16 protein-coding genes are annotated in these 15718 nt (G+C 43.9%); 8 read left to right on the top strand and 8 right to left on the bottom strand.

Features of this window, described 5'->3' with window-relative positions; genetic code table 11:
- Nucleotides 1-31 precede the first annotated feature (31 nt).
- Nucleotides 32-943 (top strand): hypothetical protein, encoded by a 912-nt coding sequence (locus tag QUA33_RS02005; RefSeq protein WP_333146065.1) that lies wholly within the window; start codon nucleotides 32-34, stop codon nucleotides 941-943.
- Between the two features lie 153 nt (nucleotides 944-1096).
- Here the strand turns inward: QUA33_RS02005 and QUA33_RS02010 are convergent, their stop codons facing one another.
- Nucleotides 1097-1420 (bottom strand): TMEM14 family protein, encoded by a 324-nt coding sequence (locus QUA33_RS02010; RefSeq protein ID WP_333068784.1) that lies wholly within the window; start codon nucleotides 1418-1420, stop codon nucleotides 1097-1099.
- A gap of 126 nt (nucleotides 1421-1546) precedes the next feature.
- Between QUA33_RS02010 and QUA33_RS02015 the strand changes: the two genes are divergently transcribed.
- The 4 genes from QUA33_RS02015 to QUA33_RS02030 all read left to right on the top strand — a co-directional run bounded on the left by QUA33_RS02015 (nucleotide 1547) and on the right by QUA33_RS02030 (nucleotide 5162).
- The gene (locus QUA33_RS02015; RefSeq protein ID WP_333146066.1) at nucleotides 1547-2851 is read left to right on the top strand and encodes an ATP-binding protein; all 1305 of its coding nucleotides are present in this window, start codon (nucleotides 1547-1549) and stop codon (nucleotides 2849-2851) included.
- A 237-nt stretch (nucleotides 2852-3088) separates the two neighbouring features.
- Nucleotides 3089-3535, top strand: a complete 447-nt coding sequence (locus QUA33_RS02020) for a tellurite resistance TerB family protein (RefSeq protein ID WP_190739853.1) — start codon at nucleotides 3089-3091, stop codon at nucleotides 3533-3535.
- Nucleotides 3536-3688: 153 nt separating this feature from the next.
- A complete protein-coding gene (locus tag QUA33_RS02025; RefSeq protein WP_333146068.1) occupies nucleotides 3689-4114 on the top strand; it encodes a thioesterase family protein in 426 nt (141 codons plus the stop codon).
- 76 nt (nucleotides 4115-4190) lie between these two features.
- Entirely contained in the window at nucleotides 4191-5162 is a 972-nt protein-coding gene (locus QUA33_RS02030) for a putative 2-dehydropantoate 2-reductase (RefSeq protein ID WP_333146070.1), read from the top strand.
- Nucleotides 5163-5252: 90 nt separating this feature from the next.
- Here the strand turns inward: QUA33_RS02030 and QUA33_RS02035 are convergent, their stop codons facing one another.
- From QUA33_RS02035 to menA, 4 genes are all read right to left on the bottom strand, one after another.
- The gene (locus tag QUA33_RS02035) at nucleotides 5253-6671 is read right to left on the bottom strand and encodes a 2-succinylbenzoate--CoA ligase (RefSeq protein ID WP_333146071.1); all 1419 of its coding nucleotides are present in this window, start codon (nucleotides 6669-6671) and stop codon (nucleotides 5253-5255) included.
- Between the two features lie 83 nt (nucleotides 6672-6754).
- Entirely contained in the window at nucleotides 6755-7795 is a 1041-nt protein-coding gene (locus QUA33_RS02040; RefSeq protein ID WP_333146073.1) for an o-succinylbenzoate synthase, read from the bottom strand.
- Between the two features lie 11 nt (nucleotides 7796-7806).
- The gene (gene menH / locus QUA33_RS02045) at nucleotides 7807-8607 is read right to left on the bottom strand and encodes a 2-succinyl-6-hydroxy-2,4-cyclohexadiene-1-carboxylate synthase (protein ID WP_333146075.1); all 801 of its coding nucleotides are present in this window, start codon (nucleotides 8605-8607) and stop codon (nucleotides 7807-7809) included.
- Between the two features lie 142 nt (nucleotides 8608-8749).
- Nucleotides 8750-9646, bottom strand: a complete 897-nt coding sequence (menA, locus tag QUA33_RS02050; protein WP_333146077.1) for a 2-carboxy-1,4-naphthoquinone phytyltransferase — start codon at nucleotides 9644-9646, stop codon at nucleotides 8750-8752.
- A 383-nt stretch (nucleotides 9647-10029) separates the two neighbouring features.
- Between menA and QUA33_RS02055 the strand changes: the two genes are divergently transcribed.
- Nucleotides 10030-11463, top strand: coding sequence for an isochorismate synthase (locus QUA33_RS02055; RefSeq protein WP_333146079.1), 1434 nt, complete (start codon nucleotides 10030-10032; stop codon nucleotides 11461-11463).
- A 52-nt stretch (nucleotides 11464-11515) separates the two neighbouring features.
- Here the strand turns inward: QUA33_RS02055 and QUA33_RS02060 are convergent, their stop codons facing one another.
- Nucleotides 11516-11815 carry an antibiotic biosynthesis monooxygenase gene (locus QUA33_RS02060; protein ID WP_333146081.1) on the bottom strand — a complete coding sequence of 100 codons (300 nt, stop codon included), beginning with the start codon at nucleotides 11813-11815 and terminating at the stop codon, nucleotides 11516-11518.
- A gap of 73 nt (nucleotides 11816-11888) precedes the next feature.
- Between QUA33_RS02060 and menD the strand changes: the two genes are divergently transcribed.
- On the top strand, nucleotides 11889-13769 hold the full coding sequence (gene menD, locus QUA33_RS02065) for a 2-succinyl-5-enolpyruvyl-6-hydroxy-3-cyclohexene-1-carboxylic-acid synthase (RefSeq protein ID WP_333100209.1): 1881 nt from the start codon (nucleotides 11889-11891) through the stop codon (nucleotides 13767-13769).
- Nucleotides 13770-13813: 44 nt separating this feature from the next.
- Here the strand turns inward: menD and grxC are convergent, their stop codons facing one another.
- A complete protein-coding gene (gene grxC / locus QUA33_RS02070; protein WP_333100208.1) occupies nucleotides 13814-14128 on the bottom strand; it encodes a glutaredoxin 3 in 315 nt (104 codons plus the stop codon).
- A 264-nt stretch (nucleotides 14129-14392) separates the two neighbouring features.
- Here grxC and QUA33_RS02075 point away from each other — a divergent pair, with 264 nt between their 5' ends.
- Nucleotides 14393-14608, top strand: coding sequence for a hypothetical protein (locus QUA33_RS02075; protein WP_172188518.1), 216 nt, complete (start codon nucleotides 14393-14395; stop codon nucleotides 14606-14608).
- A gap of 173 nt (nucleotides 14609-14781) precedes the next feature.
- On the opposite strand, the gene QUA33_RS02080 is transcribed toward QUA33_RS02075, so the two are convergent.
- The gene (locus tag QUA33_RS02080) at nucleotides 14782-15657 is read right to left on the bottom strand and encodes a WYL domain-containing protein (protein ID WP_333146083.1); all 876 of its coding nucleotides are present in this window, start codon (nucleotides 15655-15657) and stop codon (nucleotides 14782-14784) included.
- Nucleotides 15658-15718: the final 61 nt, after the last annotated feature.

Consider the following 15718-nt stretch of genomic DNA (forward strand, 5'->3'; position numbering starts at 1 on the left):
TAAACAGTCAGCTACCCAACTCAGCTTAGATGTGGAACCTTGTATTGAGGAAATTAAGCAATCTGCCCTCAGACTCAAGAGCTTACTTCAGGTATGTTTCAAAGATGTATCTCAGGCTGAGGATGTCTGGAATAGTAAGCCGAGAATTGCTGGAGCATCTGCTGTTGATGTGTGGGAGCAAATGGGCGAACTAAGCGGATGCGATGTGAGAATTCGCAGTTTAGGAAAACAAGGCAAATATGATGCTGTTGCTAAAGTTCGCAAATCTTGGAGCGACAAGGCGACCAAGTTAAAAAATCAGTGGTTTTTGTGGGATAAAAGCCCTCAAGTATTTCAAAGAGATACTATTGGTTTTTTTGAAAAAGATAATTTGCACAAAGAGTTGCGGAATGAGGTTGATGCCCAGATCGAGCGAGTGAGTTTAATTATGGAACATGAACTAAGTTTAATTTTTAAAGAATTACAATCTATTGATATAGAAAAAATTGAAGTTTGTATTGAATGCTTCGACCTAAACAGTCAGTTGAAATTTAGAGAGCGTCTCCAATCAATAGGGGGAGAGATTCTATCGAAGTTTACGGAGCCACTGAAATACTTGCCGGATTCTTATATGAAGAGTTTTAGAGAAATACTGAAAGATACTGTAGATACTTTGGTTCATAAAAGCAAGATGGAAATCAGTTTGGTAGATTTTGAAGAGTCTTGTAAAGTGCTTGGATCGATCATGGATAAGTTGATTTTAGAGATTTTTGAAGAGCGTATAAAACTGGCTATTGAAACAGTAGAAAAAGCGATGAAGTTCTACAATAATCTTTTAGAGAAGCAGGCGCGTTATCAGCAAGAGACAGCCCAACAGCGAGCGGCGGAAAAAGATTGGATCGAATGCCAGCGGCAGCAACTCAGGGAAGTCCAGCAGTATATTGATGCAGTCATAAGTCATTAGTTATTGGTCATAAGTCATTAGTTATTGGTCACTGGTTATTGGTTAGTAGTTATTGGTTATTGGTTATTAAAACGAACAACTAACAATTAACAAATAACCACTGACCACTAAAAACAGTTAATAGTCAACAGTCAACAATCAACAGTCAACTGATTATTGATATTGACCGCTGAGTTCGTAAACGATCGCGCCCAAAGACGCTAAGCTAGCTAAAATTAGCATTCCTGCCGGCATGAATTTTTGAGTTTTAACCAGGCGCACAATAAAGACTATTACTAAAACAGCGGAGATGGCTGCTGCTAATGTTAAACCCCAACTTTGTCCCATAAGCTGGGCGGTGCCGGCAAAAATTAGCAGCGAACCGCTAATCAAGCCCGAAATGAGCGAGGCTTGGCTTTTGGCCTTGATATAACCCATGATGCCGCCAACCAGTGTTAAAATGCCGTAGCCGATCGCCGCTGCTGTACCTAAATTCATTTTTAATCCTCCTGCATTGACTCTTTGCATCTAAATTTATACAGCGCGGCCTGCAATTAGTGTCACGAATTGTTAGAAAATTTATTAAAGCCAGTCAGGATATGTAACTGTTATACAATTGCCATTATGTCAGCCCTAACTTCTGCTGCGATCGCCCAAATCCGTTACCTCCAGCGCCAAGCAGCCTCCCTGCTGCTGTATCAGTCAGTTCTCAAAAGCCCCGCAGGTCAAGCTTTTCTGGATTTGCTGCAAGCCCTCCACCACAGCGAAGTCAGCGGTTTGGAATGTCAGGTAGCTTACGGGAACTGGTTCAAAGTTCAGGCTGCTAAAAATCTGAGCTGGAAAGATTCTCTGATTTCCGAAATTCTCAAAGACGAAAACCCCTTTTCACGGCGAGCACAGCAAACAGATTTTGCAAGTTTGCCCCCCGCGTTGGTGGAGGCCGCCAGACATGATTTACAAGTGCTGCAAAATATTTACGAATGCAGCAGCGAACAGTTGAGCAAGTGGGTGCGGGTAGCGGGTCAACTTGACGCAGTGCCTCCGATTTGGCATTCAGAAACTGTAGCAGAACCGGGAGATTTGCCGCTGCACGGGAAACTAGAAAAATGGTCGAGCGCGGCGGAATCTTTGGCAGTTTATTACCGACAGTTTGGCACGGGTTTGTTTGCTGAATATCGCGCTTTTGCGTGGCGGAGAGGGCAGTTTGCGAGTATTTCGCATCCCGATCGCATAACTTTAAAAGAGTTGGTTTGCTGCGATTGGCAGCGGGATGCTCTGGTGAAAAATACGGAGTTTTTGTTGGCAGGTTATCCGGCTTTGCACGTTTTGCTGTACGGGAGCCGCGGTTCGGGCAAGTCTTCTTTGGTGAAGTCGCTGTTAAATGAATTTGGATCTCGCAATCTGCGCTTGATTGAAGTATCTAAATCAGATTTGCAAGATTTACCGCTAATTGTCGAGCAGTTGCGGGGAGTTCCTCAAAAGTTTATTATTTTTGTAGACGACCTTTCCTTTGAAGAAGATGATGATGCTTTTAAAGCTCTGAAAGTTGTTTTGGAAGGAAATGTCACTGCTCGCTCTCAAAATGTGGTAGTTTACGCAACATCTAACCGCAGGCATTTAATTCGAGAGTTTTTTGACGACAGGCCTCGCCCCCGCGATGGAGACGAAGTTCACGCTTGGGATACGGTGCAGGAAAAACTTTCCTTTAGCGATCGATTTGGCTTAACTTTAACTTTTGAACCGGCAGATCAAAACACTTATTTAACAATTGTCCGACATCTGGCAGAACTTGCTGGCATCAAACTCGCTGCTGAGGATTTGGAGCACCGTGCTAAAGAATGGGCAACTCGTCGCAACGGGCGATCGGGGAGGACTGCGCGGCAGTTTGTTGATTTCCTGAAAGCAGATTTAGCCCTTTTTGACAAATAGATAGTCTGCGCTCTAGGGCGGGTTTTAGCCGATATATGGGAAGGCAATTCAGGATAGGAATTAACCCGCCCTTACAGCACACAAGGGCGAAATAAAAATTCTTAATTTTTTCATAATTTTATTGATAACAACTAACTAACAAAATTTGATATAATTATCAAAATCCCCAAAGAAACCTCCAGAGCCAGAACCCATCCTGACTCCCTAAATCGACCACTAAATAATGAGGAAAATATCATGGGTTTATTTGATAAAGTATCGCAGACTCGCCAAGAAACGGACGTAACGTTAGGGCCTGCCGAAGCATTTGCGGCGATCGCGCTAATTGCTGTAGCAGCCGACGGTTACATCAATGACAGCGAAAGTAAAGCGATTAGCATGACGCTATCTCGGATGCAACTGTTCCGCAGTTATCCCGATGACGTGATGAGAAAAATGCTCGATCGCCTGCTGATGATTCTGCAACGGCAAGGAGTTGAGGTACTGTTTAATGCAGCTTTGGCAACGCTTCCCGACGAACTTAAAGAAACTGTTTTTGCTGTCACAACTGATATCGCTTTAGCCGATGGCGAGGTTTCAGAAGAAGAAGAACAACTTTTGAACGATCTTTACAGTGCCTTGGGGCTTTCCGAAGATATTGCCCTGAAGATTATAGACGTGATGTTGATTAAGAACAAAGGTTAAGAAAGAAGGGGAAGGAGTGAGGAGGGCGAATTTTACAATATAAAAAATTAGCGCCTACTTACTTAGGTGATAACTTCTCCCAAAGTGCGGGTTTACCGATATGATGGTTGGTAAAATTGCGATCGAATTTGCGATCGCCCGTTACTACCTCAAATGCCTTTCACTTACACCCGCACTGTTCGCTTTCAAGATACCGATGCTGCTGGAGTCGTTTACTTTGCTAACGTTTTGGCGATGTGCCACGAAGCTTACGAGGCATCTCTAGCAGCATCGGGAATCAATCTCAAAGCATTTTTCAGCAATTCCGAGGTTGCCTTTCCCATAATTCATGCTAGTGTAGATTTTTATCGCCCAATGTTTGCGGGCGATCGGCTGACGATTCAATTGACCCCCAAACAAGTTGCTGGCGATGAATTTGAAATTGTCTATCAAGTATTTTCTGGCGAGGTTGCAGGAAGAAGCGCAGCCAAAGCTCTTACTAAGCACGTCTGCATAAATGTAGTTAGCCGAACTCGAAAACAGCTATCTGAAGACTTAATGCAGTGGATGAGGAAATTTGAGATTCAGATTTCCGATTAGTTCTATCTTTAAATAATAGCAGGGTATGACAGTCAAATTTCTGTTTAGTTGATATTATTCCTGACTTTTTGATATTATGTCAAATCGCAATTATGCCATTGTGGGCACGGGAGCTTTAGGCGGATTCTACGGTGCTAGACTGCAACAAGCAGGTTTAGAAGTCAATTTTTTGCTACGCAGCGATTACGATCGGGTCAAAAAACACGGTTTGATTGTCGATTCTCCCGAAGGCGACTTCACCCTACCCCACGTCCGCGCCTACCACGACGCGCACAAAATGCCTCAGTGCGACGTAGTAATTGTAGCGCTGAAAACCACTCAAAATCACTTGTTGCCAAAAATATTGCCTCCTTTATTAAAGGATAACGGCGCGGTTTTAGTATTGCAAAACGGATTGAATGCCGAACCGGAAGTAGCTAAAATTGTCGGTGCAGACCGAGTGCTTGGCGGGCTGTGTTTTCTCTGTTCTTATAAAGTTGGGCCCGGTCATATCTGCCACCTAGATTACGGCACTATCACACTCGGAGAATATGCCCAGGACTACAAAGCAATCGGTATTACTGATAGATTGCACAAAATTGCTGCGGACTTTAAACGGGCTAATATTCCTATTAAAATGAGCGAAGATTTGCTCTTATCAAGGTGGAAAAAGCTAGTTTGGAATATTCCTTACAACGGGCTGTCTGTAGTGTTGGATGCCAGGACTGACGAACTGATGGCTAATCCTGATACTCTGATTTTAGTCAAGGAAATGATGGGGGAAGTGGTAGCGGGAGCCAAAAGTTGCGATCGCATTATTCCCGATGACTTTATCCCACATATGCTCGACTACACTGAGAAAATGAAGCCTTACCGCACGAGCATGAAAATCGATTATGATGAATCGCGGCCCCTGGAAGTGGAGGCGATTTTTGGTAATCCGATACGGGTGGCGCAGCAAGCAGGTATTAAGTTGCCCCAAATAGAGGTAGTTTACCGAATGTTGAAGTTTGTGGATTTTCAAAGACAAGAAGCAGAGAGGACGAGAAGGCTATTAGGTTTGTCGTAATTAGTCAATTGACTGTTGACTGTTGACTGTTGTCAGGAGGCGGAAATAAGCAGGATAAATTCTGCCTTCTGCATTGATTGCGCCTAATAATTATTGATATTTGATCGCAATTTCTTGCAATTGTTCTCGATTGACTTTGCCTTGAGAATTGCGCGGCAATTGTTCGACAACTACCCAATATTTCGGCCGCTTAAACTTGCTCAACTTATCTTCTATTGCCGCTTGCAGATTTTTGACACTAACTTCGGAATTAGCGGGAACGTAGATAGCCGTAACGACTTGACCCCAATCTTTGTCTGGCAAGCCAATTACAGCAATATCCGCAACTAAATTAGTCGATCGCACAACGGCTTCAACTTCCGCCGGAAATACATTTTCTCCGCCTGTGATAATTTTGTCGCTGCTGCGTCCGACGATATTTAAGTAGTTATTTTTATCAAAAAAACCCAAATCATCTAATTGTAAATATTCCCGATCGCCAAATTGTTCAGGATAATAACCCAACGCCAAAGATTTAGCATTTACCGCAATATTGCCGATTTTATTATAACACAAAATCTCGCCTTTTGCACTGCGAATAGTTATTTTAGCGTGAGGTAAAATTTTACCGGAACTGTTATTGCCAGCGAGAAAATCTTCGGGTTTTAGTGTAGCAATTTGCGAGGCAGTTTCGGTCATGCCATAACTTGGCGCTAATTTAATTTGATAGTTCCTAGCGCTTTCTAAAAGTTCCGGCCAAGCGGGAGCACCGCCCAAAAGTACGGCACGAAAGCGTCCAAGCCAATTAGCTGTATCTGGATTTTGCAGCAGCCGTTGCAGTTGAGTGGGAACTAAAGAAATGAAAAATTCTTCGGGTTGGATATTGCTTTTTTTACCATTTTCTAATTCTTTAAATGGCTGAATGGCCAGTTTTCCTCCGGTAGTAAAGGAACGCATGAATTGCATTAAACCGCTGACGTGGTATAATGGCAAAACGCAGAACGAGTTGATTTTGTCAACATGAAAATATTGTTGAAAACCTTGTACTGATGCGGTTAGTGTTTCCCAAGTGTGGATGGCAAAACGGATTTTTCCTGAAGAACCGCCGGTGGGAATCATGATTGTATCAAAACCGCTTTTTGTCGGCGAATGGAATTCAGTGTTAGACAAATGAAGTCCGCCTTCGCGGATTGGGATAGGGGGATTTTTTGGAAGCGGGTATTGTCCTAAAAATATGTCTGGTTGGACTAAATCAAAGACTTGTTGCCATTCTTGTTTTACCCAGTTGGGATTGCAGAGAAAAATCGAGCATTTGGCGGCGCGTGCGGCGGTGAAACTCGCCAGAAATTGCACGGGTTCTGGTTCTGCAAGGCAAATTTTTGGGGGTGTTTTTTGTGCGGGATTTTGGGTGATTTCTTGAAATAGCCGATCGACAATTGGGGCAAATTCGCGACTGTCACAACCGATCAGCCAATTATCGGGCAAGCTAGCCGCGATATCCAGAATATTTACTGTTAGATTTGTTGCCATAGATGCTTTCACCAAGTTTATCGATTCAAAACAATTACCTAACCCGCTTGATTTAGTCGTGGGAGTAATCTAAAATCTAAAATCTAAAATCTAAAATCTAAAACCGAATGGTTGTCATCAAACCAGCAATCTGTGCCGAAGCCGAGCGATCTCTTATTTAAAGACAATTGTGTTGCTAAATTTAATGCTGCTTGTCTGCCGATTTCGGTTTCAAATACTGATGAGAAAACAGCGTCTATATTGTGAGTTTGACAAAATTTTCGCAGTTGGGATGGGGAACCAGCAATCGCAGGTTTAATGACGAAAATTCCCCGCCAGCCTTGGCTGTAGCACTCTTGGATGCGATCGAGGTTGGCGGCAGATTCATCAAGGGCGATCGGAGTTGCATAAATAGCATTCAATTCTACCATTTCCTGAAACTGTGTTACGGGCAACGGCTGTTCCAAAAATTCAATCTCTGCAGAAAAATCGGGAGTTGCTTTTACCTTGTCGCAAGCTTCCAGCCATGTTTTAGCCTGCGAGTAACTGAGTCCCCCGTTAGCATCTAAGCGCAAAAATGGTTTTTCGCGATCGCACAAATTGTGCATTGCTTGGATTAGCTGCTGAAAAATATTTAATTCTTCCTCAATTGCAGCAACACCAATTTTCCATTTAAACGTGCGATATCCCTCTAACCAAAGCACTTGCAAAGCCTGCAAAGCTGTTTCACCTGCTGGCAATAAACCGCTGAACCTATTTTTTTGCATCTTCTCTCCCTTTTGGGAAAGGTGAGTTAAATGTTCGCTTTTCTCCCCCCCTTGGCAAGGGGGGGCTGGGGGGGGTGAATTTTGCTCGTTTGATAGTGCTGACTCAAAGCCAAATTGACAAGCCGGCAATTCAGCAGAAATAGCAAAAATCATCTCTGATGAAATATTACCTGGCAACTGCTGACAAAAATCTAAAGCTTGGTCAAAAGTTTCAGAACCAAACCAACTCAAAGGGGCAATTTCTCCCCAACCTATTCGACCATTCTCGCCAACAAGTCGAAGAATAATTCCCGATCGAATATCCCAGATGCCGTGACTTGTTTGCAGTGGGCGCTTAAATTTTCGCTGATAAGTGCGAAACTCGAATTGATGAAGCATGAGTTTTTTAGTTAATCATAAAATTCTCTCACAACTGTGACAAAGTTATCGATATTTTCAAAATGGATATTGTGGCCAGCTTTTGGTACAATTTCCCGAATAGCGGCCGGACACAATTTGGCAATTTCGGTATTTATAGTTATAAATTTATCATCGTATTCTCCTGCTAGCAAGAGGAGAGGGATGTTATTTTGTGCGAGTTTTTCCCAGAGAGAGGGCTGGTTGCCGGTTCCCATATTGCGGAGTGATTTGGCTAACTCTAAGGGATTGTTTGCTAAGCGGGTTTCTATGAGTTTGTCGAAATTAGGAGAATTTTTTAAAGAGTTGAATAAAGGGCGATCGTACCAGTTGAATAAAAAATCTTTAATGTTGCTATTTTCCAGCTTTTGTGCTAGCTGTAAATCGGCTTCTAGGCGGTGCGATCGCTCTTTTTGTGTCTTCAATCCCGGAGAAGCTGACTCTAACACTACTTTCTCGAATCTTTCGGGAAAATGTAATGTCATGTAAAGTGCCAATCGCCCGCCCATTGAATAGCCCAACAACAAACATTTGTCTATTTGTAAATCATCTAATAACTCGATTAATGCTTGGGCAGTATTTGACATAGTGTAGCAACTTTCGTCGCCGTTGACTTGGGTTTTTCCGTGGCCGGGAAGGTCAACTGCTAAGCAGCAATAACTGTTAGAAAGTAAGGGAATCATCCTGCTAAAGTCTTGACTGCTGCCCGTGAATCCATGCAAAAATAAAAGTGTCGGCTGATTCTTGTTGCCAGTTAAAAAATAGTGAAAGTTATAATTATTAAATTTGTCCATATACAATTATACGATTCAATATGAGGTACGGATTGCTGAATTAAAGAAGATTTTGAGAAGTCGCCCAACTCTGCCAACTCCACCAACTCCCTCAACTTAGCAAACCATACCTCCAATTTACCCGGATTCTCGATCGCCCGATCTACAAAACAAACCCCAACGCCAGCAGCAATCCGCTCGAAAAATGCAGCGTAACTGCGATAAACTTAGAGTTGCTGACCTTTACCGGTTGGTCGTGATAGTCTGTGACATGGCGGCAAAGGTCGATCGCAAATGGCAAACTCCCAAAAATTAACAACGTCCAAATTGGGAACATTCCCAAAGCCACAAATAGCACAGTCAAACCATAAACGCTGCCGCACAACCACTGCAACAACTGAGCACCTTTTTTCGTACCGAGTCGAACAATTGGGGATTTTTTACCCGCCGCCAAATCGTCCTCAACTTGGTGAAAGTGAGAACAAAATAAGATGATACTCGTAGTAATTCCCACGATTGCCGACGCTGCAAAATTAGTGGCAGACCAAGTTTGAGTTTGACTGTAATAAGCAGCGGCGAAGGCTAGCGGCCCGAAGGTGAAAAAGCAAATAATTTCTCCCAAACCTTGATAGCCAAGACGAAACGGAGGCCCTTGATAAGTGTAGCCGAGAGCACAGCATAAAACTACTAGCAAAATTACTGTTGGGTCTTTTTGCCACCAGCTTATGGCGCAGATTCCAGACACTCCAACTGCTAAAAACAGATTGGCTAGCCCGAAAATTAAAGTTTTATTTCCGGTTAAGTTAACTAGAGAATGCGCTTTGTTTTTATCGATGCCTGTTTCTGAGTCAAATACATCATTGCTGAGATTCAGCCATGCTATAATCAAAATGGCTGAAATTAAAAATGTCGAAAAAATTGACGAATTGATCGTTTGAGTTTCGGCAAAAGCAATTGCAGTTCCTACTGAAATAGGAATCACAGCAACGCTGTACATGGGCGGCTTGATTGCCGCCAGCCACAATTTACTATTTGGACGTTCAATTAACTTTGTTGTCATTACACAAACTTGATTCAATTGATAGCAGCGTAGTAATTTTACAATTTTATTGGTGAACAAAGTCTACTCTCGATCGGGTTGAGTGTGCGGGGGGCATCCACACAGAGGCTGTGGCGGTACTCAAACAGCGCAAGTAGCCCGTCTGTAAACCTCTGCAGGGGTCGATCGACTTTTGCGAAATTTAGCCGATCGATCTTAAAGTTTTGTGTCTAAATGTTTCGCTCGATCGCCCGACGGTCGGTTTTTTTCCCCAACAGAGCCCAAACAGGGAGGGAAACTCAAAAGGTCGTGTTTTGCGATCGCCCTCCCGTGCTTAGATCGAAATAGGGGTTTTAGCCGGACAAACCCACACTCTATCTGACAAATCTGCTATTCTCGCTTTCATGACAGTAATACCGCACCGCGCTAATCTCTTGCAAGACCGCAATCAACTGCATCAGTTTCTGTTAAATTGCCAGCAGTCTTTAACCGAAAAAGATCGCACAAAAATAGTTAGTATTTCTCAGGAAATTTATCCCCTCGATCCGCTAGCTGTACTGCAAGAGATTTCCGAACCTTGTCAGCGGCACTTTTACTTTGAAAAAAGAGACCCCATTGCCGGCAAAAGTTTTGCAATTGCCGCCCTTGATTCGGCAATCCATCTCACCGTAGCAGGAACCGATCGCTTTGTGGCAGCTCAAAACTTTATTCGTTCAACAGTTGCCAATACAATTACCATTGGTGCGGAACGCTTGCCATTTAGCGGACCTCACTTTTTTTGTAGCTTTGCTTTTTTTGATGAGAACATTGCTGCTAATTCTTACTTTCCGCCCGCCACCATATTTTTACCCAAATGGCAGATTGCCAGACAGAAAGATAGCTGCATTCTCGTTGCCAATGCCATCATAGAAAAAGATCGAAACGTTAAAAACATTGCTGAGAATATTTGGCAAACCTTTGATAAAATTGAATCTCGCAAATACCATAAACTAACAACTGCGATCGACAGTTCGATATCTTTGAAACAAATCCCCGTCAATGATGCCAGTCAATTTAAAACATCAGTCAAGTCGGCTTTAGAATTGATCGCATCTAAATATTTTAGTAAAATAGTTTTATCCCAAGCAATCAATGTGATTTCTCAAACCCCTTTCAGTTTAATAGATTCATTAAACAACTTGCGCCTCAGCTATCCAGATTGCTATGTATTTTCAACCAGTAACGGCAAAGGACAAAATTTTATCGGTGCTAGTCCAGAACGCTTAATTAGCATTCACAACAATCAGTTATTAACAGATGCTTTAGCAGGTTCAGCACCGAGAGGAAAAACGGAGGCGGGAGATGCGAAATTAGCCCAAGGATTGCTAGAGAGTGAGAAGGATATTCGCGAACATCAAGTTGTGATTGACTTTATTGTCGATCGCCTATCTAAACTCGGCATAACCCCCAAATTTTCCCCAGTGCCCAGACTGCTGCAACTATCAAACATTCAGCACTTGTGGACACCTATAACAGCTCAAATTCCCCCTGATATTCATTTATTAAAGATTTTAGCTCAACTGCATCCAACCCCAGCGGTAGCGGGCGTGCCGAGAGATGTTGCCCTCGAACAAATTCGCCGCTGCGAAAGCTGCGATCGCTCTTTGTACGCAGCACCCCTCGGCTGGATCGATCGCACCGGCAACGGCGAATTTGCCGTGGGAATTCGATCGGCTTTAATCGATGGCGATCGGGCTATACTTTATGCTGGTGCTGGTATTGTTGCCGGTTCGGAACCAGAAAAAGAACTAGCAGAAATTCAGCTCAAATTACAACCACTTTTAAATGCTTTAGTCTAATTCAGCTACTTTGCCGAATGTAGACTTGTCTGGCTAATTCATTGAGTCTGTGTTAATGTTTAATTTTCACCTCCTCAAAATGTTCTACTATGGGAAAAGGATCGTAAAAATGGTGAAGCATTCTTTTCCACTCTTGATATTCAGCGGAATTCTTAAATCTAATGGTATGAGCTTCTAAATTTTCCCATCTCACCAATAATAGATATTTTCCTTGAACTTCTGTGCAGCGATGAAGTTCGTGAGATAAATATCGATCTATAGACGCTATCAGACTGGAGGCTTCTCTAAAAGCTATCTCAAAATCCCTCTCACACCTAGATTTGACATTCAGCACAACCGCCTCAAGAATCATAAAAATGTATCCTGACAATTATTTGAGTATAATATCCTAGCACAATACAGAGTTGAGCTACTCAGGTTTAGCAATGCCAATAGATTTTCGCAACACAAATACCGTCTGGGCTTCCGTATTAGCAGAAACTTTGCAGCGGTTGGGATTAACTACCGCCGTGATTTGTCCCGGTTCGCGATCGGCACCGCTAACAATAGCCTTTGCTCAAAACAAAAAAATAGAAACTATTCCCATACTAGACGAACGTTCAGCCAGCTTTTTTGCATTAGGAACCGCAAAAAAATCATATTTGCCAACAGCACTAATTTGTACATCGGGAACTGCAGCAGCTAACTTTTATCCTGCTATAATAGAAGCGAGAGAAAGTCGAATTCCCCTGCTAATATTCACCGCCGATCGACCTCCAGAACTGCGGGAATGTCACGCCGGACAAGCGATCGACCAAGTTAAAATATACGGCAATTATCCGAACTGGCAAGCCGAATTAGCGATGCCTTCTGCGTCCAGAGGAATGCTAGACTATCTGCGGCAGACGATCGTGTATGCTTGGGAGCGATCGCAATTTCCAACTCCCGGCCCCGTTCACCTCAACATCCCCTTTCGCGACCCGCTTGTACCCGTTCCAGACATAGCTGTAGAAGCTTTAGAAACACAATTCAATCCCGAAGATTTCTTTGCAGGATTAGAACCCATTTTCGCAGGAGAAAGCTCTACCCCCCCCAGCCCCCCCTTGTTAAGGGGGGGAGAAGAAAGTACAATGCAACAATGGCAAAAGTGCGGTCGAGGGATAATTATTGCAGGCGTGGCACAGCCTCAATTTGCCGAAAAATACTGTAGTGCGATCGGCCAAATTTCCAAATCATTAAACTGGCCAGTTTTAGCAGAAGGACTATCCCCACTCAGAAACTACGCCCAACTAAACCCCCATCTAATTTCCACCTACGATTTAATCCTGCGAAACCGCGAAATAGCAGATAAATTAACCCCAGAAATCGCCATTCAAATCGGAGACTTACCCACAAGCAAAGAACTGCGAAACTGGCTAGACAAAACCCAACCCAAACGCTACATAATCGACCCCAGCCACCACAACTTCGATCCGCTACACGGCAAAACAATTCACCTGCGAACCTCCGTAGAAAATCTCGCAACTAATCTCGCAACTATATTAACTCAAGTCCCCCCCCTAAACAAGGGCGAGTCAACTCAAGTCCCCCCCCTTAGCAAGGAGGAATCAACTCAAGTCCCCCCCCTTAGCAAGGGGGGGTTAGGGGGGGTTCTAACCTCTCCCTCAAACGAATACCTCCAACTTTGGCGCAACACCGAAATCCAAGTCAGACAAACAATCGACCAAAAAATAGCAACAATTAACAACATAATCGAGCCCAAAGTTTCCTGGCTGCTTTCCCAAATTTTGCCGCCAGCAACACCGATATTTATTGCCAACAGTATGCCCGTCCGAGATGTAGAGTTTTTCTGGAAGCCGAACATCTTAGAAATAAAACCATTTTTCAATCGAGGCGCTAACGGTATAGACGGCACATTATCAACAGCTTTTGGAGTTGCTCACCGCAATCAAAGCAGTATTTTGTTAACAGGCGATTTAACACTTTTGCACGATACAAACGGTTTTTTAATTAAAAATAAATTTATAGGTCATCTGACAATCATATTAATTAATAACAACGGCGGCGGAATTTTTGAAATGTTGCCCGTTGCCAAATTTGACCCGCCATTTGAAGAGTTTTTTGCCACTCCGCAGCAGATAAATTTTGCTCAGTTGTGTGCAACTTATGGCGTGGAACACGAGGTAATTGAAGATTGGGAACAGTTCAAAGAAAAATTAAATTTGCTGCCAAATAGCGGGATTCGCGTCTTAGAATTGCAAACTGACAGGCGATCGGATGCTAAATGGCGGCAAGACAATCTAGGTAAATTTGCCAAAGATTTGTAAATTTGTAGGTTGAGCAGGTGGAAGGAAACCCAACCTACACTAATTTAAACTGCTGGTTGAGCTAGCAGCGAATCTAACTCTCCATCGGCATCGAGTTTGTGAATGTCATCGCAGCCGCCTACGTGTTGGTTATTAATGAAAATTTGGGGTACGCTGCGGCGTCCGTTAGCGCGATCGGCCATTGCTTTTCTAGCCGCTTCGTCGCCATCAATTTTGTATTCCGTGAAATTTACGCCTTTCCACCACAGCAAAGTTTTGGCGCGGATGCAGTAGGGACAGGTTTGCCAAGTATAGATTTCCACATTGGCTTTGATGCGATCGGGCTTGCGGCCCAAGATGGGATTGAGAAAATCAAGCATTTTCGGTACTGGGGTAAAAATTAAACTGGTTGGGGCATTAACGATCATTTTAGCGAAATGCCGTCAGCCCCACGTCCTACCCAAAAATCGGCGCGGGATGGAATTGCCTGTGGCAACCTGTGCCCCTGTGACCCAAGTCACAACTTTACTCTACTCGGATCACTTGCTTTCACCCTATAGAATCACATTCGCGGCCTCATTAATATCACCGATCTTTTGAGGAAACCAGAAGATGATAAATATATCGAATTCAACCGCACTGCCATGCACCCCGTACAACTCCTTCCCGGCGCTATCTCTGAAATCCTCGCTTCTGTAACCGATACAGGCGTTTTGACTCTGGCGGATCGCTACGGTTTGATGGCCGCCACCTTCGACGACTCTCTGAATGACGAAGACAGAGGCTGTGTCAACCGCTTGCTGCGGGCGGTGCTCCGAGGCCGAGTCCAAGTAGTCAACGAACTTTCAGCAGCATTCTAATCGGGATTTGAAGTTTTGTTCTGAAGGCAAGGTGAGTCAGCGGTAGATGAAAATAGTGGAAACTCAGGCAGGAGTGGAAACAGCGGTAATTTGAATTCGATTTAAAGTTTTCTCCTCTAACTCAACAACGGTTTATTTGTCAAAGCAGCCTTTACAGGCTGCTTTTTTTTGATCTAATCGCGGATTTCGAGGTTGTACTGGCGGCAGAGGGCAATCAGTTTTTGTTGGAATCGATCGCGCACGCTGTCTGGAGACACAATGACGCAATCTTCGCCGTAACGGAATACCTCCCGAATCAGCCAAAAGGGATTGGAAACGCGCCGCACAACTTGTCGCACCTTGGTTTTTCCCTCTCCTAAGACTTCATCCTGAATATCCTTGTCCACTCTGCGTTCATAGGCTTTGATCAGTCCGCCCCGAAAGTGTAAGTACACTGCTAGATAATCTAAGCCTTCGCACCGCCAGTGTCCACTTATAGGGACGATCGCTTTGATGTTGTCGAAGCGCAGACAGCGGTTGTGGATGAGTTCGGCAAAGTCGGGATTTTTGATGTCATCAGTCTCTTCGCACCAGATGTTGAGGTAAAAGCGTTTTTCTTCAAAAGACACCTCGGCGTATCGCACGGTGTACTCTAAGTCCTCTCCTTGGTTATTGCGGTAGAGGAGGTGAAATGGCTGTTGAGCCTTCCGGAGCTCATCGACGCGGGGACGCCATCCCTCGCTGGGTTGACTAACCAGTTGCAGAATTGATTGACGCAGGGGAGCATCAAGGTTGCCCCGATCTAACATTAATGCTGCCAGGACTTCTGCGTCTCGAAGATGGCCTGAATCAACAAGGAGTTTAGCAGCTTGCTGTAAGGCTGCGACTTCGGTGGAGTTGAGGGTGAAGGGTTCACCAACTTCTAACTTGTGCTGGGCGATCGCGACCAATAACCCCGATACACTGGGACTTTTGCCCCATTTGATACCGAGGCGAAGGGCGATCGCTTCTAGCTGCTCTTTGGTTTCCGGCGGGACTGAAAGGGTGAGTGCTTCTTTTTTTCGCGACATTTTCTAAAATATACTTGCACATTTAGGAAAGCTGTGTCATTGTAGGTTTATTATAAGTAGA

The organism is Microcoleus sp. Pol14D4, from assembly GCF_036701245.1.
GTDB lineage: Bacteria > Cyanobacteriota > Cyanobacteriia > Cyanobacteriales > Microcoleaceae > Microcoleus.